The organism is Brevundimonas sp. FV1ye4L (genome assembly GCF_058681255.1).
On the sequence record NZ_CM178734.1, the window covers coordinates 2,315,527 to 2,332,346 of the forward strand.

Sequence of the window (16,820 nt, forward strand, 5' to 3'; positions counted from 1 at the left end):
AACGTCCAGAGGAAACACGGACGGACCCCCGAACGGACATGGACGCCCGCATGAACGACAAATTGAACCAAAAGAACAGCCGCCCGCTGTCGCTTCGCGTGCCGGAGCCGTCGGGCCGGCCGGGCGATGCGCCGGACTTCAGTCATCTGTCGATGGACCCCGCCGGGGCCGTCGAACGGCCTGACGTGGCGACGACGCCCTATGAGATGCGCGAGCACGCATTCCGGCTGATCCGCGTGCTAGACGACGAAGGCAATGCGGTCGGCCCGTGGAATCCGCGTCTGGACCCCGAGACCCTGCGTCGCGGCCTGAAGGCCATGATCCTGACCCGCGCCTTCGACGATCGGATGCACCGTGCCCACCGCCAGGGCAAGACCAGCTTCTATATGAAGTGCACCGGCGAAGAGGCCATTGCGGTGGCGCAGGGCATGCTGTTGAGCCGCGAAGACATGGGCTTCCCGACCTATCGCCAGCAGGGGCTGCTTATCGCGCGCGGCTATCCGCTGGTCGAGATGATGAACCAGATCTATTCGAACGCGGCGGACCCGATCAAAGGCCGTCAGCTGCCGATCATGTATTCGGCCAAGGACTATGGCTTCTTCACCATCAGCGGCAACCTCGGCACCCAGGTGCCCCAGGCGGTCGGCTGGGCTATGGCCAGCGCCTATAAGGGCGACGACAAGATCGCCATCAGCTGGATCGGCGACGGCGCCACGGCGGAAGGCGACTTCCACAACGCCCTGACCTTCGCCAGCGTCTATCGCGCGCCGGTCATCCTGAACATCGTCAACAACCAGTGGGCCATCAGCTCCTTCCAGGGGATCGCCGGCGGGCTGGAGACCACTTTCGCCTCCAAGGCCATCGGCTATGGCCTGCCGGCCCTTCGGGTGGACGGCAACGACTTTCTGGCGGTGTGGGCGGCGACCCAGTGGGCCGAGGAGCGCGCTCGGTCGAACCAGGGGGCGACGGTGATCGAACTGTTCACCTATCGCGGCGCCCCGCACTCGACCTCCGACGATCCCAGCCGCTACCGCCCCGGCGACGAGCACGAGAAATGGCCGTTGGGCGATCCGCTGGACCGTCTGCGCCAGCACCTGACCGTCATCGGCGAGTGGGATGACGAGCGCCACGCCACGGCCTTGCGCGAGGCGGTCGAACAGGTCCGCGCCGCCGGCAAGGAGTCCGAAGCCATCGGCACCCTGGGCCAGTCGCGCCCCAGCGTGAAGACGATGTTCGAAGAGGTCTATGCGACCGAAGACTGGCGGCTGATCGAACAGCGCCGCGAGGTGGGGGTCTGACCATGAGCGAGCAAACCACCTTCACCGACGCCGATCGCAACGACGGCGTCGAGCCGGACATGGTCGACCAGAACGCCGCCCCCGCCTCGGAAGCGACGGGATCCGGCGTACAGCCGATGAACATGATCCAGGCCCTGAACTCGGCTATCGACGTCAAGATGAGCGAGGACGCCAACGTCCTGTCGTTCGGCGAGGACGCGGGCTATTTCGGCGGGGTCTTCCGCGTCACCGACAAGCTGCAGCAGAAGCACGGCCTGACCCGCAGCTTCGACGCCCCGATCAGCGAATGCGGCATCGTCGCCGCCGCCATCGGCATGGGCGCCTATGGTCTGCGCCCCGTGGTCGAGATCCAGTTCGCCGACTACATCTATCCGGCCTATGACCAGATCGTCTCCGAAGCGGCCAAGATGCGCTATCGCTCGGGCGGCCAGTTCACCAGCCCCATCGTGGTGCGTTCGCCCTATGGCGGCGGCATCTTCGGCGGCCAGACCCACAGCCAGTCGCCGGAAAGCCTGTTCACCCATATCGCCGGACTGAAGGTGGTCATCCCGTCCAACCCCTATGACGCCAAGGGCCTGTTGATCGCCGCCATCGAGGACGATGATCCGGTCGTCTTCTTCGAACCGAAACGCCTCTACAACGGCCCGTTCGACGGCTGGCACGAGAAGCCGGTCTCGCCGTGGAAGGCGCAGGACCTGGCCCAGGTTCCGACGGGCAAATATGTCGAGCACATCGGCAAGGCGCGCGTGATGCGCGAGGGGAACGACGTCACCATTCTGGCCTATGGCACCATGGTCTGGGTGGCGCTGGCCGGGGCTGAGCACGCGGGCGTGGACGCCGAGGTCATCGATCTGCGGACGCTCGTGCCACTGGACATCGAGACCATCGAGGCCAGCGTGAAGAAGACCGGCCGCTGCGTCATCGTGCACGAGGCGCCCAAGACCTCGGGCTTCGGCGGCGAACTGTCGGCCCTGGTTCAGGAGCGCTGCTTCTATCACCTGGAGGCGCCCATCGCGCGCGTCACCGGCTGGGACACGCCCTATCCCCATGCTTTCGAATGGGAATATTTCCCCGGGCCGCAACGGGTCGCAGACGCCTTGAAGAGCGTCATGACGGGAGGTCGTTGATATGGGTCGTTTCGTCTTCAAGCTGCCCGACGTGGGCGAAGGCACCGCCGAGGCCGAACTGGTCGGCTGGCACGTCAAGGTCGGGGACACGGTCGCCGAGGACCAGATCGTCGCCGACGTCATGACCGATAAGGCCACCGTCGAGATCACCGCCCCGGTGTCCGGCAAGGTCATCGCCCTTCACGGCGAGCCCGGCGCCATGGTGCCGGTGCGCGGGCCGCTGGTGGAGTTCGAGGTCGAGGGTGACGGGAATGCGGAGGATGCGCCCGCATCCGCACCGGTGGTCGCCAAGCCGGATCCTGCGCCTGCTGAAGCGCCGAAAGCCGAAAAGCCCAAGGCGGAAGCGGTCGCTCCGTCACCTGCCGGCAACTACGTCTTCAAACTGCCCGACGTGGGCGAAGGTACGGCCGAGGCCGAGCTGGTTGGCTGGCACGTCAAGGTCGGGGATGCGGTCGAGGAAGACCAGATCATCGCCGACATCATGACCGACAAGGCCACGGTCGAGATCACCTCGCCGATCGCCGGAACCGTGGTCGCCCTGTACGGCGAGGCGGGCCAGCAGGTTCCGGTCGGCGGACCGCTGGTGGCCTTCGATGTGGCGGGCGCCGGGAATGTCGCCAAGAGCCCCTCCGTCTCTCCGCTGCGCTCCGAGCCACCTCCCCCCGCTTCGCGCGGGGAGGAGACGGTTAAATCTCCCCCCCCTGGGGGGAGTACCCGCGCAGCGGGGGAGGGGGGCAAGTCCGTCGCCCCCGCCCTGACCGGCCGCGCGCCCGGCGAACGCCCGTCCGCCTCGCCCGCCGTGCGCAACCGCGCGCGGGACCTGGGCGTGGACCTGACCTTCGTGCCCGGCTCCGGCCCAGCCGGTCGGATCACGCACGAGGACCTGGACGGCTTCATCGCGCGCGGCGGCGCCCAGCCGGCGACCGCTCCGGCGGCCAGCTCGACCTTCGCCCGCGCGGACGGGACCACCGAGGTCCGCATCATCGGCCTGCGCCGCAAGATCGCGGAGAAGATGGCCGAGAGTGTGCGCCGCATTCCCCACATCACCTATGTGGAGGAGATCGACGTCACGGCGCTGGAGGAACTGCGCGCCCACCTGAACGCCACCAAGGCCAAGGATCAGCCCAAGCTGAACCTGCTGCCCTTCATCGCCCGCGCCATCGTGGTCGCCCTGCGCGACCAGCCGCAGATCAACGCCCACTATGACGACGAGGCGGGCGTCCTGACCCAGCACGCCCCGGTCCATCTGGGCATCGCCGCCCAGACGCCGAACGGCCTGATGGTGCCGGTGGTCCGCCACGCCGAGGCGCGCGACGCCTGGGACACGGCGCTGGAGATCGCCCGCGTTTCGGGCGCGGCGAAGGACGGGACGGCCAAGCGCGAGGAATTGTCGGGCTCGACCATCACCATCACCTCGCTGGGGACCCTGGGCGGGGTGGTCCACACCCCGATCATCAACCACCCCGAGGTCGCCATCGTCGGTCCCAACAAGATCGCCGAACGGGTCGTGGTCCGCGACGGCCAGATGGTGGTGCGCAAGATGATGAACCTGTCGTCCAGCTTCGATCACCGGATCGTCGACGGGCATGATGCGGCGGTGTTCGTCCAGCGGATCAAGGGTTTGCTGGAGCAGCCCGCGACTCTGTGGATGGGGTGAAGGCGTGAAGCTCGCCGGTCCAATCTTCTCGCTGGCGGTGCTGACAGCCTCGGCGACTCCCGCCTTGGCCTGCAGTCTCCCATCGGACTATGCGAAGTTCGAGCAAGCGTACTATCGATCCGTGACATCGGTCTATCGAGTGGAGGCAGAGGACTTCACGCCGGTGGACTCCCGCTCTCCTGATGACAGTTTCAGCGTTCGCCTGAAGCCGACCGAGGCGATCTGGGGCCAGGCTCCGCCTAAGCCGTTCACGCTCACCTTCACACCGGGAATGTGTAATGGCTGGTTTTTTGAGAATGTGAAGCAAGGCGAAACGCTGAACGGCAGGACCTATTTTGTATTCCTGGCCCCACTGGCGCAGGAGCAGCCTTCCGAACTCCATATAATGCCGGCCGGCGATCAATCAGCGGCGGAGGCCCTCGTCATGCTGGGGCGGTTGCAAGAGTCGGGAGGTTGGGCGCCACGCGCGGAAGACGATGCGCTTCCGTCCTGGCCACCGGCAGGCGCAATCGACTCCACCAGGCCGGCTCCCTACTGGTCACACCTAGTCCGTTGGCCTGCGATTATCGGGCTTGCGGTCGTTCTGTTCCTTATCGGCCTCGGGGTTGGACGCGCGTCTCGCCCAGGTCGAGCAAAGTCGTAGCCATGACCCAGACCCTGAAGACCAAAGTCCTGATCATCGGCGCGGGCACCGGCGGCTATGTCGCCGGCATTCGCTGCGGCCAGCTGGGGCTCGACACCGTTCTGGTGGACGGCGGCGACGGACTCGGCGGGACCTGCCTGAACGTCGGCTGTATTCCGTCCAAGGCCATCATCCATGCGGCGGGCAAGTTCGAGACGGTGGCCAAGGCGGCCGGCGGCGGGACGCTGGGGATCACGGCGGCCAAGCCGGCCATCGACCTGAAACAGACGGTCGCGTGGAAGGACGGGATCGTCCGTAAGCTGAACGCCGGGGTCGCGGCCCTGCTGAAGAAGGCCAAGGTCAAGGTGATCAAGGGCTGGGCGGCCTTCGAGGACGCCAAGACCTGCGTGGTGAAGACCGAAGACGGCGACATCCGCATCACCGCCGAACACGTGATCCTAGCCACGGGATCGGAGCCGGTCGAACTGCCCTTCCTGCCGTTCGGCGGCGACGTCATCTCCTCGACCGAGGCGCTGAGCCTGTCGGAGGTTCCGAAGAAGCTGGTCGTGGTCGGCGGCGGCTATATCGGACTGGAGCTGGGCATCGCCTTCAGGAAACTGGGGGCCGAGGTGGCCATCGTCGAAATGGCCGAGCGGATCCTGCCGCTCTATGACAAGGCCCTGACCGATCCGGTCGCGAAGTGGCTGGAGACGCACGGCGTCGAACTGCACCTGGGCGCGCGCGCCGGCGGGTTCGGGGAAGGCAAGCTGTCGATCACGACCAAGGACGGCGAACCGCTGCAACTGGACGCCGACAAGGTGCTGGTCACGGTGGGGCGTCGGCCGCGCACCCAGGGCTGGGGTCTGGAAAACATGGGCGTGGCCATGGCCGGGCCGTTCGTGAAAATTGACCCGCGCTGCGCCACCAGCATGAAGAACGTCTGGGCGGTCGGCGACCTGACCGGCGAACCCATGCTGGCGCACAAGGGCTCGGCCCAAGGGGAAGTGGTCGCGGAGATCATCGCGGGTCATGACCGGGTGTTCGATCCGGTCACCATCGCCGCCGTCTGTTTCACCGAGCCGGAGATCGTTTCGGCGGGCCTGGGTCCGAACGATGTGGCGGGCCGCGACGACATGATCACCAGCGTCTTCCCCTTCGCCGCCATCGGCCGGGCCCTGGCCATCGAGGCGGGCGAGGACGGCGGCTTCGTGCGGGTCATCGCGTCCAAGGCCGATCACCGCATCCTGGGCGTCCAGGCGGTCGGCCAGCATGTGTCGGAGTTGTCGAACAGCTTCGCCCAGATGCTGGAGATGGGGGCGGTGCTGGAGGATGTGGCGGGAACCATCCACGTCCATCCGACCCTGGGCGAGGCCTTCCACGAGGCTTCCCTGCGGGCCCTGGGTCACGCCATTCATATCTGAAGGCCGGGTCCAAACACCGACTGTCCGGCGACGGACCCGCGCGACCCTCGACGTCAGGCGGCCGGGAGACCGGGCGGCGGCGAATGGCGCTGTCACGAAAACAGGGTGACAAAGCGCCAAAAGCGCCAAGGGCGCCATTCGCCGGGGACGCGGACAGCGACGGGAGTGGGGATTCGATTTTCAAAGACCGTTGGGCGGAGAGTATCGCACGGTTTTGGAGCGTGGTGGGTCGAGGCGCGACCTCACGCGGTAAAGGTCTGAAAAGACTGGATTCGGGTTGCGGAATTAGGATGGCCGGCGCGGCCTGAGCGACCAAAGAAAAAGGGCGGGACCTTGCGGTCCCGCCCTTCTGCACTTCCAGCCTGGAGTGACTTGGACTTAGAAGTCCATTCCGCCCATGCCGCCCATGCCGCCCATGTCAGGGGACGAAGAGCCGCCCGACTTCTTGGGGGCGTCGGCGACGGCGGCTTCCGTGGTGATCAGGATGCCGGCCACCGAAGCGGCGTCTTGCAGGGCCGTGCGGACGACCTTGGCGGGGTCGATGACGCCCATCTTGACCAGGTCGCCGTATTCTTCGGTCTGGGCGTTGAAGCCGAACGAGGCGTCGTCGTTCTCCAGAACCTTGCCGACCACGATCGAGCCTTCGACGCCGGAGTTTTCGGCGATCTGACGGATCGGAGCCTGCAGGGCGCGACGGATGATGGCGATGCCGGCGTTCTGGTCGGCGTTGTCGCCCTTGACGTCGGCCAGGATCTTGGAGGCCTTCAGCAGGGCGATGCCGCCGCCAGGAACGATGCCTTCATCAGCCGCGGCGCGCGTGGCGTTCAGGGCGTCGTCGACGCGGTCCTTCTTTTCCTTCACTTCGACTTCGGTCGAGCCGCCGACGCGGAGAACCGCGACGCCGCCGGCCAGCTTGGCCAGACGTTCCTGCAGCTTTTCCTTGTCGTAGTCGGAGGTGGTGTCTTCGATCTGGCGCTTGATCTGGGCCACGCGGGCTTCGATGGCTTCCTTCTCGCCGACGCCTTCGACGATGGTGGTGTCATCCTTGGTGATCGAGACCTTCTTGGCCTTGCCGAGCATGTCGAGGGTGACGGTCTCGAGCTTGATGCCCAGGTCTTCCGAGATGACCTGGCCGCCCGTCAGGATGGCGATGTCTTCCAGCATGGCCTTGCGGCGATCACCGAAGCCCGGCGCCTTGACGGCGGCGACGCGCAGGCCGCCGCGCAGCTTGTTGACCACCAGGGTGGCCAGGGCTTCGCCTTCAATGTCCTCGGCGATGATCAGCAGCGGACGGCCCGACTGCACCACGGCTTCCAGGATCGGCAGCATGGCTTGCAGCGAGGTCAGCTTCTTCTCGAACAGCAGGATCAGGGGCTCTTCGAGAACAGCCTCCATCTTGTCGGCGTTGGTGATGAAGTAGGGCGACAGGTAGCCGCGGTCGAACTGCATGCCTTCGACGACGTCGACGGTGGTGTCGGCGGTCTTGGCTTCTTCGACGGTGATGACGCCTTCGTTGCCGACCTTGGCCATGGCCTGGGCGATCAGCTCACCGATTTCCGAGTCGCCGTTGGCCGAGATGGTGCCGACCTGGGCGATTTCCGAGTTGTTCGAGACCGGCTTGGACTTGGCCTTGATCTCTTCCAGCACCAGGCCGACGGCCTTGTCGATGCCGCGCTTCAGATCCATCGGGTTCATGCCGGCGGCGACGGCCTTCAGGCCCTCTTGCACGATGGCTTGAGCCAGGACGGTCGCGGTGGTGGTGCCGTCGCCCGCCTTGTCGTTCGTCTTCGACGCGACTTCGCGGATCATCTGGGCGCCCATGTTCTCGAAGGCGTCTTCCAGCTCGATCTCTTTGGCGACCGAAACGCCGTCCTTGGTCGAGCGCGGGGCGCCGAAGGACTTCTGGATCACGACGTTGCGGCCCTTGGGACCGAGCGTCACCTTCACGGCGTTGGCGAGCACGTTGACGCCGCGCAGCATCTTGTCGCGCGCGTCGGTGTTGAAGTGTACGATTTTAGCGGCCATGCGGGCAGCTCCTATCTAGATGGATTGATTGAAGAAAATCGACCGTCGGGTGCTTAAGAAAGCACGCCCAGGACGTCGGATTCCTTCATGATGATCAGGTCGTCGCCGTCGATCTTCACTTCCGTGCCCGACCACTTGCCGAACAGGATGCGGTCGCCGGCCTTCAGTTCCAGAGCATTGACCTTGCCGCTGTCGTCGCGGGCGCCGGGGCCGACGGAGACGACTTCGCCTTCCTGCGGCTTTTCCTTGGCGGTGTCGGGGATGATGATCCCGCCCTTGGTCTTGGATTCTTCTTCAACGCGCTTGACCAGCACGCGGTCGCCGAGCGGACGAAACGCCATCGGTTCTCTCCTTATGTACCCCCGGACGGGGGCGACTTGAAAACGGTGGGTCAGCCTCCCTTCGATCACCGCTTTGGCAGCCGACCGGTGAGAGTGCTAACGCGAGCGGGAGTTAGTCAGAGCCAAGGCCAGCGTCAAGGCGACCCGCCCCATCGGGCGTGCGAAACTTCCGCGACAGGTGAACCCCAAATGAACGGCCGGCTCCGGGCCTGTTCAAGCGGGGACTGGCAGAACCGTCTCAACGCTGGAGCCCGTCCACACCCGGACGCGCGAAACCCGGCCCGAAAATAAAAGGAGACGACCATGTCCAAGATGCTGAAGATCACCGCCGTCGTCGCCGCCCCGCTGGTCGCCATGAGCCTGATGGCCGCTCCCGCATCGGCTCAATCCTACCGCGACCGTGACCGCGGCGATGACAACACCGGCCGCAACGCCTTGATCGGCGCGGCGGTGGGCGGTTTGGCCGGCGCCATCTACGGCAATGGCGACGGTCGCTATATCGCCGGGGGCGCCCTGGGCGGCGCCGCCATCGGCGCCGTGGCCTCGTCCTCGAACCGGGGTTCCGGCTGCGAATATTATCGCGGCGGCCAATGCTACCGGAACCAGGGCCACTGGGAACGCGAGCACGGCATCAACAGCCGCGACCCGCGCTGGGAGCAGCGCCGCGACTACCGCGACTATCGTCGCGAGCAGCGTTATGACCGCCGGGATGACCGCCGCGACTACCGCTACGACCGCCGCTGGTAGGCGGATCGGATGAAGAAAAGGGCGTCCTGCGGGACGCCCTTTTTTATTACGCCGCGTCCTGACGGGGTCCCCAGTGCGGGAAGGGATCCTCCAGTCTCGCCCAGCCCCTGGGCCCGCGCTCCATCTCGAACCGGCTCAGCAGGGCGGCGTCGAAAAGGGAGGTCAGCAGATCGCGGTTCATATCCTTGCCAATCAGGACGATCTCCTGGCGGCGGTCGCCGTAGGGCTGACGCCAGACCGCCTCGATCGCCTTCAGCCATTCGAGATTGTCTTCGGGCCAGCGCTCGCGCGGGGCCGAGGCCCACCACAGACCGCCCCACTCATGCTCCGTCACCGCCCCGGCCTGGCTCCAGGATCCGACATAGTCCATCCGACTGGCCAGCCAGAAGAAGCCCTTGGAGCGCCAGACGCCGGGCCATTCGCGGTTCAGCAGGTCGTGAAAGCGCCGGGGGTGGAACGGCCTGCGCGCCCGATAGACGAAGGTCGAGACGCCGTATTCCTCGGTCTCGGGCGTCACCTCGCCGCGCAGGGCCTGGGACCAGCCGGCGGCCTGTTCCGCCCGCTCCATGTCGAACAGACCCGTGCCGATCACCTGATCCAGAGGCACGGCGCCCCGCACCGCCTCGATGATCCGGGCGCGGGGATTGAACTGGGTCATCATCGCCTTCAGCGTTCCGAGTTGCACAGCGTCGAGCAGGTCGCCCTTGTTCAGCACGATGACGTCGGCGAACTCGATCTGGTCGATCAGCAGATTGGCGACCGTGCGTTCGTCGTCCTCGCCCAGATGTTCACCGCGGGTCTTCAGGCTGTCGGTGGAGGGATAGTCGCGGTGGAAGTTGAAGGCGTCCACCACCGTGACCATGGTGTCGATCCGAGCCAGGTCCGACAGGCTGAAGCCGTCCTCGTCGCGGAAGTCGAAGGTGGCGGCGACCGGCATGGGTTCGGAGATCCCGGTGGATTCGATCAGCAGGCAGTCGAACCGACCCTCGCGCGCCAGCTTGCCGACCTCGATCAGCAGGTCCTCGCGCAGGGTGCAGCAGATACAGCCGTTGGACATCTCCACCAGCCGTTCCTCGGTCCGCGACAGGTCCGCCCCGCCGCCGTCCCGCACCAGGGCCGCGTCGATGTTCACCTCGCTCATGTCATTGACGATCACCGCGACCCGCAGCCCGTCGCGGTTCGACAGGATGTGGTTCAGCAGGGTCGTCTTGCCGGCCCCGAGGAAGCCGGACAGGACGGTGACGGGCAGTTTCTTGAACTCGGACACGAAGGCGCTCCACGGATGCTGCGCCGAGCTTGACCACAGCCGGGCGATTGTGAGAGTTACGTTATAGTATAACACACACAGTCAGCAAGGTTCTCCATGGCGGTCGGCGCAGTCGTCCAAGGGCTTGCGCCCACGGTCTTCACCACCCTGTTCGAGCCGCAGGTGCGGATGGCGATCTGGTCGCGGCCCAGCCCCATGCCGCCCGACGCCCCACCCCCGGCCGACTTCACCGCCGAGTGCGACGGGCGCTGGATCGCCCTATCGGGTGCGGCGCCCGAGTGGTTTCTCCAGGATATCGAAAGATTGGCGGAGATCGTGGCGGCGATCAGCGGATGCGAGGCCTGGCGCGCGCGGTGCGAGACCGTGACCCGGCGCGCCTGTCCGCGGTTTCATCAGGACGCGGTCCCGGTGCGCCTGATCGTCGCCTATGAGGGGCCGGGGCCGGAATGGGCCTTCGCCGGCGAGATCGGCGAGGATCTGGACGGGCGCTACATCGGCACGCGACGCCGGGTCCGCACCCTTCATCCCGGCGACATCGCCATCATGAAGGGCACGGCGCCGGGATGGGAGGCCTGGCCGGAGTTTCCGGTGGTTCTGCACCGCTCGCCGCCGGCCGGGCGACGAGCCCCCCGGCGCGTTCTGACGATCGACGCCGCGCCGATGTGAGCCTTAACCCATCAACCGCGTCATCAGGCCGGCGGTCGAGGGGTCCAGATCGGCGGAGGGGCCGCCGGCGTGGACATCCTTCAGGATCGCCTTGGCCAGGACCTTGCCCAGTTCGACGCCCCACTGGTCGAAGCTGTTGATGTCCCAGATCACGCCCTCGACGAAGGTCTTGTGCTCATAGAGGGCCAAGAGGGCGCCCAGGGTCTCGGGCGTCAGACGGTCCATCAGGATGGCGGTCGAGGGGCGGTTTCCGGTGAAGGTGCGGTGGGTCGCCAGACGGGTCGCCTCTTCCTCCGACAGACCCTGGGCCAGGCCTTCCGCCTTGGCCGCCTCGGTCGTCTTGCCCAGCATCAGGGCCTGACCCTGGGCCAGGGCGTTGGACCAGAGGGGGGGTTCCGGCGCGTCCGCATGGGTCTTGGCCACGATCACGAACTCGGCCGGGACGATCTGGGGCCCCTGGTGGATCTGCTGGAAGAAGGCGTGCTGGCCGTTGGTGCCGGGCTCGCCGAACACCACCGGGCAGGTCTGGCGCGTCACCGGGGTTCCGTCGCGATGCACCCGCTTGCCGTTCGACTCCATCTCCAACTGCTGCAGGAAGGACGGCAGGCGGCGCAGGGCGTGGGCGTAGGGGGCGACGGTGCGGGCGGGCCGGTTCAGGCCGTCGACGTTGAACACCTGGGCCAGGGCCAGAAGGATCGGGGCGTTCTGCTCCAGCGGGGCCGAGACGAAATGGTCATCCATAGCGGCGGCGCCCGCCAGCATGGCCTCGAACACGTCCCAGCCCAGGGCGATGCCGCAGGACAGGCTGACGGCCGACCACAGCGAATAGCGGCCGCCGACCCAGTCCCGGAAGGCGAAGGTGCGGCCGCAGCCGAATTGGCCCGCCTTTTCAGGCGCGGCGGTGACCCCGATAAAGTGTTTGGTCATGCCCTCGGCCGGCAGGGCGGCGGCCAGCCAGGCCTTGGCCGCCTCGGCGTTGGCCAGGGTTTCCTGGGTGGTGAAGGTCTTGGACACGACCACGACCAGGGTGGTTTCGGGATCCAGGCCGGTCAGGGCCTCGGCCATGTCGCGCGGGTCGATATTGGCGACGAAACGCAGGTCGATGGACGGGTCCAGCGGGCGCAGGGCGTCCCAGACCACGCGCGGGCCCAGGTCCGACCCGCCGATGCCGACGTGGACGATGGCCTCGAACTTGCGGCCCGTGGCCCCCGCCTCGGCGCCCGAGCGGACGGCGTCGGCATAGGTTTTCATATCGGCCCGCACGGCGTCCACCTCGGCCGAGACCGGTTCGCCCAGGGCCTTGAAGTCGGCGCCGGCGGGGGCGCGCAGGGCCGGGTGTAGCACAGCCCGACCCTCGGTCAGGTTGACGGCCTCGCCGGCGAACAGGGCGGCGCGACGCCCCTCGACGTCGCTGGCGCGGGCCAGATCCAGGCAGGCCTCGAAGGCGGCCTGGGTCCAGCTCTGTTTCGACAGGTCCAGATACAGGCCCGCCGCCTCGACCGACATGCGGGCCAGACGGCCGGGATCGGCGGCGAACTGATCCACGATACGGGTCTTGCCGGCCGTTTCAGCAGCGGCGTCGAAGGCGGTCCAGGCGTCGTCACGGGTCATCGGTCGTCCTCTGGGGAGAGAAGTCGGGAGAGAGAAGAAGGTAAACACTCGTTTACGGGTCAGGCGTATGCCGGTTCAACGTCCTAGCCGACGCTGAAACAGGAAGTCACCTCATGTCCTGCGGCCTTGCTCTCACAATCGCCCTGTCGATGTCCAATCCTGCGGTGGCCCTGGCGGCCGAACAGCCCCCCGCAGCGGTCGGCGCGCCTGTTTCGGTCGCCGGCGAGCCCCTGTTCGCCGACATCGTGGCTCGATCCGGCGCCTTGAAGGCCGTGGTGGACGGCTGGGCGGCGTCAAAAGCGACCGAAGACGCGGCCTTCTTCACCAGCCAGGCCTTCGTCGGCTTCAAGGCCCAGGCCGAGGCCCTGGCCGCCCTGGACCTGCAGGGTCATCTGATCCTGAAGGAACGCGGCACGGACGGCGATCTGAAATGCATCCTGCGGGGGATTTCCGAGGATATGCCGAAGAAGCTGGAGGCCGTTCAGGCGGCGGCTACGCCCGCCGAGCGCGCCACCGCCCTGTCGGAGCTGTCCTATCTGCTGAACGACAATGTCGAAGTGATCACGGCGCCGCCTCAGCCCGAGGTCTAGAAAATCAGAACTCGGAGATCGCGCCTGGACGACGCGACCGGGTCTTCAACCACATGACGCCCAGCAGGTCGGCGAAGGCGACCTTCAGCCGGCCCCAGTTGGTGTATTTCGAGCGACCCGTCTCACGGTGGCGGTGATCGACGTCGAGATACAGGTTCCGGAACCCCTCGCGGATCACCAGCGCCGGCAGATAACGGTGCAGGTGATCGAAATAGGGAAGACGCAGGAAGACCTCGCGGCGGAAAACCTTCAGGCCGCATCCGGTGTCGTCGGCGTCGTCGCCCAGAAGCCTGCGGCGAATCCGGTTGGCCCAGAGCGAGGCCTGGCGTTTGGCCTGTGAGTCCTGGCGCTTGGCGCGGCGGCCGCCGACCAGACCGACATCGGCAGGTGCGGCCAGCAGGGCGTCCACCAGGCGCGGCGCGTCGGAGGGCGGGTTCTGGCCGTCGCCGTCCATGGTCACGATCACAGATCCCCGCGCGGCGAGAACGCCGGTGCGGACCGCGCGGCTCTGGCCGGCGTTGGCGCCGTGCGACAGGATCCGCAAGGCCGGCAGCTCGGCCTGAGCGGCCTTCAGTTCGGCCAGGGTGGCGTCCTTGGAGGCGTCGTCGACGAAGATCATCTCATACGACCGACCGGCGAAGGCCTCAGCGATCTCGCGGGCCAGGGGCACGGCGGCGCCGGCCTCGTCATGGACGGGAACGACGACGGAAATCTCGGGCGCAGGGCGGCTTGTCTCGGCGGTCATCGCCGCTCCATAGACGAGATCGCCCGCTTAGGGGAGACGGCTGACGACGGGCCGGTCGCCGTGTAAGGATCGCCGGATGAAGACTTTCGATCTGGATCGCCGCATCGCCGGCTGGAGGGGGCCGCTGCTCGCCGCCCTGCTGACGGTGGTCGCCGGCCTGCCGGGCCTGTTGCTGCTGCCGCCGCTGGACCGCGACGAGAGCCGGTTCGCCCAGGCGACGGTGCAGATGCTGGAGAGCGGCGACTATGTCGATATCCGCTTCCAGGACGAGCCGCGCTGGAAGAAGCCGGTCGGCATCTACTGGCTTCAGGCGGCCGCCGTCTCGCTGACCTCGGATGTCGAGGATCGCGAGATCGCCCCCTATCGGATTCCGTCCCTGCTGGGGGCCATGCTGGCCGCCTGGGCCGTGGCCTGGGCCGGATCGGCCATGCTGGGCAGCCGCGTCGGCTTCTTCGGCGGGGCCATCATGGGGGCCACCTTCCTGCTGTCGACCGAGGCGGGCATCGCCAAGACCGACGCCATGCTGTGCGGCGCCACCACCCTGGCCATGGCGGCCCTGGCGCGGATCTATATGGCGGCCAAGGCCGGCGAACGGCCGATCCGGCCGCACAAGCTGCTGTTCTGGATCGGAATCGGCCTGTCGATCCTGATCAAGGGGCCGATCGGGCTTCTGGTCATCGCCCTGGCCGTCATCGCCCTGTCGATCTGGGATCGCGACGTGAAATGGCTGGCGCGTCTCGGCTGGGGCTGGGGCCTGCCGCTGGTCGCCCTGATGGTCGGCCCCTGGGCCATCGCCATCACCATCGCCACCGACGGCGGCTTCTGGCGCGAGGCCATCGGCGGGGATCTGGCCCCCAAGATCGCCGGCGCCCATGAAAGCCATTCCGGCTTCCCCGGCATGTATCTGTTGCTCGCGCCCCTGCTGTTCTTCCCCTCGACCCTGCTGCTGCCCGCCGCCGTCTCGACCGGCTGGAGCCGGCGGGCCGAGCCGGCCATCCGCTTCCTGGTCTGCTGGCTGGTTCCCGGCTGGCTGATGTTCGAACTGGCCCCGACCAAGCTGTGGCACTACACCCTGCCGACCTTCGGCGGTCTGGCCCTGCTGGCCGCCGCCGCCCTGGCGCGGCCGATCGGCAAGGTGTCGCGCATCACCGGCGCCGTGCTGGCGATGTTCGCGGCCGTGCTGATCATCGGCATCACCGTCTATGGACTGACGGTCTATGGCACTTCGACGGCCCAGACCTGGGCGGCCCTGACCGTGGGAACCACCCTGGCGGCGGCGGCCATGGGCGCCTTCCTGTTGCTGAACCGGGCGACGGTCGCGGCCCTGGTCGCCTCGCTCGCCTTCGGGATCGTGGCCCATGGCGCCCTGGCCGGCACCATCCGTCAGCTGCGCCCCCTGGCCATCGCGCCCCAGCTGGAAAAGACGCTTGAGGCCGCCGACCTGCATCCGCGCCAGGGCCGCACGCCTGGCCCGGTGGCCATCACCACCTTCCATGAGCCCAGTTTCGTCTTCCTGACCGGGCGGGACACCGAGCTGACCGACGCCGAGGGCGCCGCCCGCGCCCTGGCCGAAGGCCGGCCCGCCATCGTCGAGGGGCGCGACGCCGACGCTTTCCGCGCCGCCGCCGGGCGACTGGGCGTATCGGGCCGGGCCGTCGGGGTGGTCCGCGGCTACAACTATTCGGGCGGGGACGAGATGAACCTGACCGTCTATGCGCCGCCCCCCCGGCCGATCACCCGCGAGGGCGAGGCGCCTTGAGCCGGTTCATCCAGATCGTCGAAGTCGGTCCCCGCGACGGTCTTCAGAACGAAAAGACGGTGCTGGAGCCCGCCGTCCGCGCCGATCTGGTTCGGCGACTGGAGACCGCGGGCGCGCGGCGGATCGAGGCCGTCTCCTTCGTCCATCCCAAATATGTGCCCCAGATGGCCGGCGCCGAAGCCGTGATGGCGGCCCTGCCGCCCGCCCCCGGCCACAGCCGCATCGGCCTGGTCCTGAACGGCAAGGGCTATGACCGGGCCCTGGCGACGGGGGTGAACGAGGTCAATGTCTCGGTCGCCGCCACCGACGGCTTCGGCCTGAAGAACCAGGGCCTGTCGGTGAAGGACCAGTTGGTGATGCTGGGCGAGATCATCGCCCGCCGACACAATGCGGAGGCGTCGGAAGGCGCGCCGTCGCTGTCGGCCATGATCTCCTGCGTCTGGGGCTGCCCGTTCGACGGCGAGGTTTCCGTGGACCAGGCCACGGACATGGTCGGCGCCATCGCCGAACTGGGGGTCGGCGAGATCGGTCTAGCCGACACCATCGGCGCCGGCGATCCCTGGGCCGTGACGCGCAAGGTCGAGGCCGCGCGCAAGGCCGCGCCCGAGGCCACACTGCGCCTGCACTTCCACGACACCCGAAACACGGGCCTGGCCAACGCCTATGCGGGGGTCGAGGCCGGGATCGACGTGCTGGACGCCTCGGTCGGCGGCATCGGCGGCTGCCCGTTCGCGCCCGGCGCCACGGGGAATATCGCCACCGAGGACCTGGTCTATATGCTGACGCGCGGCGGGTTCGAGACCGGCTATGATCTGGACGCCCTGATCGCCACGGCGCGCTGGATCGGCGAGGCCCTGGGCCGGCCCGCGCCGTCCGCCCTCAGCCGCGCCGGCGGTTTCCCCCGCGCCTGAGGCCCGCCGTCACACCTCCGTCGTGGCGAAACG

The 16,820-nt window shown here is 67.5% G+C and carries 14 protein-coding genes; 9 read left to right on the forward strand and 5 right to left on the reverse strand.

The features are described 5' to 3' along the window. Nucleotides 1-50: 50 nt before the first annotated feature. The 4 genes from ACW17X_RS11210 to lpdA all read left to right on the forward strand — a co-directional run bounded on the left by ACW17X_RS11210 (nucleotide 51) and on the right by lpdA (nucleotide 6,125). Nucleotides 51-1,298: a 3-methyl-2-oxobutanoate dehydrogenase (2-methylpropanoyl-transferring) subunit alpha gene (locus ACW17X_RS11210; RefSeq protein ID WP_492097416.1), complete on the forward strand. Its 1,248-nt coding sequence runs from the start codon at nucleotides 51-53 to the stop codon at nucleotides 1,296-1,298. A gap of 2 nt (nucleotides 1,299-1,300) precedes the next feature. Further along, a complete protein-coding gene (locus ACW17X_RS11215) occupies nucleotides 1,301-2,425 on the forward strand; it encodes an alpha-ketoacid dehydrogenase subunit beta (protein ID WP_492097418.1) in 1,125 nt (374 codons plus the stop codon). A gap of 1 nt (nucleotide 2,426) precedes the next feature. Continuing rightward, on the forward strand, nucleotides 2,427-4,082 hold the full coding sequence (locus ACW17X_RS11220) for a 2-oxo acid dehydrogenase subunit E2 (protein ID WP_492097420.1): 1,656 nt from the start codon (nucleotides 2,427-2,429) through the stop codon (nucleotides 4,080-4,082). Between the two features lie 645 nt (nucleotides 4,083-4,727). Continuing rightward, nucleotides 4,728-6,125 (forward strand): dihydrolipoyl dehydrogenase, encoded by a 1,398-nt coding sequence (gene lpdA / locus ACW17X_RS11225; RefSeq protein WP_492097422.1) that lies wholly within the window; start codon nucleotides 4,728-4,730, stop codon nucleotides 6,123-6,125. Between the two features lie 378 nt (nucleotides 6,126-6,503). On the opposite strand, the gene groL is transcribed toward lpdA, so the two are convergent. Together groL and groES are read right to left on the reverse strand one after the other, a co-directional pair. After that, a complete protein-coding gene (groL, locus tag ACW17X_RS11230) occupies nucleotides 6,504-8,150 on the reverse strand; it encodes a chaperonin GroEL (RefSeq protein ID WP_492088525.1) in 1,647 nt (548 codons plus the stop codon). Nucleotides 8,151-8,203: 53 nt separating this feature from the next. Then, complete coding sequence (gene groES, locus ACW17X_RS11235) at nucleotides 8,204-8,491, reverse strand: co-chaperone GroES (protein WP_021698725.1); 288 nt, start codon at nucleotides 8,489-8,491, stop codon at nucleotides 8,204-8,206. A gap of 303 nt (nucleotides 8,492-8,794) precedes the next feature. Here groES and ACW17X_RS11240 point away from each other — a divergent pair, with 303 nt between their 5' ends. Beyond that, nucleotides 8,795-9,238, forward strand: a complete 444-nt coding sequence (locus ACW17X_RS11240) for a hypothetical protein (RefSeq protein ID WP_492097424.1) — start codon at nucleotides 8,795-8,797, stop codon at nucleotides 9,236-9,238. A gap of 46 nt (nucleotides 9,239-9,284) precedes the next feature. Here ACW17X_RS11240 and zigA read toward each other — a convergent pair whose 3' ends face one another. Then, nucleotides 9,285-10,505 carry a zinc metallochaperone GTPase ZigA gene (zigA, locus tag ACW17X_RS11245; protein ID WP_492097426.1) on the reverse strand — a complete coding sequence of 407 codons (1,221 nt, stop codon included), beginning with the start codon at nucleotides 10,503-10,505 and terminating at the stop codon, nucleotides 9,285-9,287. A 96-nt stretch (nucleotides 10,506-10,601) separates the two neighbouring features. Here zigA and ACW17X_RS11250 point away from each other — a divergent pair, with 96 nt between their 5' ends. Continuing rightward, the gene (locus tag ACW17X_RS11250; RefSeq protein ID WP_492097428.1) at nucleotides 10,602-11,171 is read left to right on the forward strand and encodes a DUF1826 domain-containing protein; all 570 of its coding nucleotides are present in this window, start codon (nucleotides 10,602-10,604) and stop codon (nucleotides 11,169-11,171) included. A gap of 3 nt (nucleotides 11,172-11,174) precedes the next feature. Here the strand turns inward: ACW17X_RS11250 and pgi are convergent, their stop codons facing one another. Next, nucleotides 11,175-12,782, reverse strand: coding sequence for a glucose-6-phosphate isomerase (gene pgi, locus ACW17X_RS11255; RefSeq protein WP_492097430.1), 1,608 nt, complete (start codon nucleotides 12,780-12,782; stop codon nucleotides 11,175-11,177). A 113-nt stretch (nucleotides 12,783-12,895) separates the two neighbouring features. Here pgi and ACW17X_RS11260 point away from each other — a divergent pair, with 113 nt between their 5' ends. Then, nucleotides 12,896-13,372 carry a hypothetical protein gene (locus tag ACW17X_RS11260; RefSeq protein ID WP_492097432.1) on the forward strand — a complete coding sequence of 159 codons (477 nt, stop codon included), beginning with the start codon at nucleotides 12,896-12,898 and terminating at the stop codon, nucleotides 13,370-13,372. Between the two features lie 4 nt (nucleotides 13,373-13,376). Here ACW17X_RS11260 and ACW17X_RS11265 read toward each other — a convergent pair whose 3' ends face one another. Further along, nucleotides 13,377-14,117 (reverse strand): glycosyltransferase family 2 protein, encoded by a 741-nt coding sequence (locus tag ACW17X_RS11265; protein ID WP_492097434.1) that lies wholly within the window; start codon nucleotides 14,115-14,117, stop codon nucleotides 13,377-13,379. Between the two features lie 76 nt (nucleotides 14,118-14,193). Between ACW17X_RS11265 and ACW17X_RS11270 the strand changes: the two genes are divergently transcribed. Continuing rightward, the gene (locus ACW17X_RS11270) at nucleotides 14,194-15,876 is read left to right on the forward strand and encodes an ArnT family glycosyltransferase (protein WP_492097436.1); all 1,683 of its coding nucleotides are present in this window, start codon (nucleotides 14,194-14,196) and stop codon (nucleotides 15,874-15,876) included. After that, nucleotides 15,873-16,787 carry a hydroxymethylglutaryl-CoA lyase gene (locus ACW17X_RS11275; protein ID WP_492097438.1) on the forward strand — a complete coding sequence of 305 codons (915 nt, stop codon included), beginning with the start codon at nucleotides 15,873-15,875 and terminating at the stop codon, nucleotides 16,785-16,787. The genes ACW17X_RS11270 and ACW17X_RS11275 overlap by 4 nt, the downstream gene beginning before the upstream one ends. The last annotated feature ends 33 nt before the right edge of the window (nucleotides 16,788-16,820 follow it).

Coding starts and splice junctions, on each gene's coding strand:
- ACW17X_RS11240 (WP_492097424.1), top strand. CDS start 8,795: ATGTCCAAGATGCTGAAGATCACCGCCGTCGTCGCCGCCCCGCTGGTC.
- ACW17X_RS11210 (WP_492097416.1), top strand. CDS start 51: ATGAACGACAAATTGAACCAAAAGAACAGCCGCCCGCTGTCGCTTCGC.
- ACW17X_RS11250 (WP_492097428.1), top strand. CDS start 10,602: ATGGCGGTCGGCGCAGTCGTCCAAGGGCTTGCGCCCACGGTCTTCACC.
- groES (WP_021698725.1), bottom strand. CDS start 8,491: ATGGCGTTTCGTCCGCTCGGCGACCGCGTGCTGGTCAAGCGCGTTGAA.
- groL (WP_492088525.1), bottom strand. CDS start 8,150: ATGGCCGCTAAAATCGTACACTTCAACACCGACGCGCGCGACAAGATG.
- pgi (WP_492097430.1), bottom strand. CDS start 12,782: ATGACCCGTGACGACGCCTGGACCGCCTTCGACGCCGCTGCTGAAACG.
- ACW17X_RS11220 (WP_492097420.1), top strand. CDS start 2,427: ATGGGTCGTTTCGTCTTCAAGCTGCCCGACGTGGGCGAAGGCACCGCC.
- ACW17X_RS11270 (WP_492097436.1), top strand. CDS start 14,194: ATGAAGACTTTCGATCTGGATCGCCGCATCGCCGGCTGGAGGGGGCCG.
- ACW17X_RS11265 (WP_492097434.1), bottom strand. CDS start 14,117: ATGACCGCCGAGACAAGCCGCCCTGCGCCCGAGATTTCCGTCGTCGTT.
- ACW17X_RS11260 (WP_492097432.1), top strand. CDS start 12,896: ATGTCCTGCGGCCTTGCTCTCACAATCGCCCTGTCGATGTCCAATCCT.
- ACW17X_RS11215 (WP_492097418.1), top strand. CDS start 1,301: ATGAGCGAGCAAACCACCTTCACCGACGCCGATCGCAACGACGGCGTC.
- lpdA (WP_492097422.1), top strand. CDS start 4,728: ATGACCCAGACCCTGAAGACCAAAGTCCTGATCATCGGCGCGGGCACC.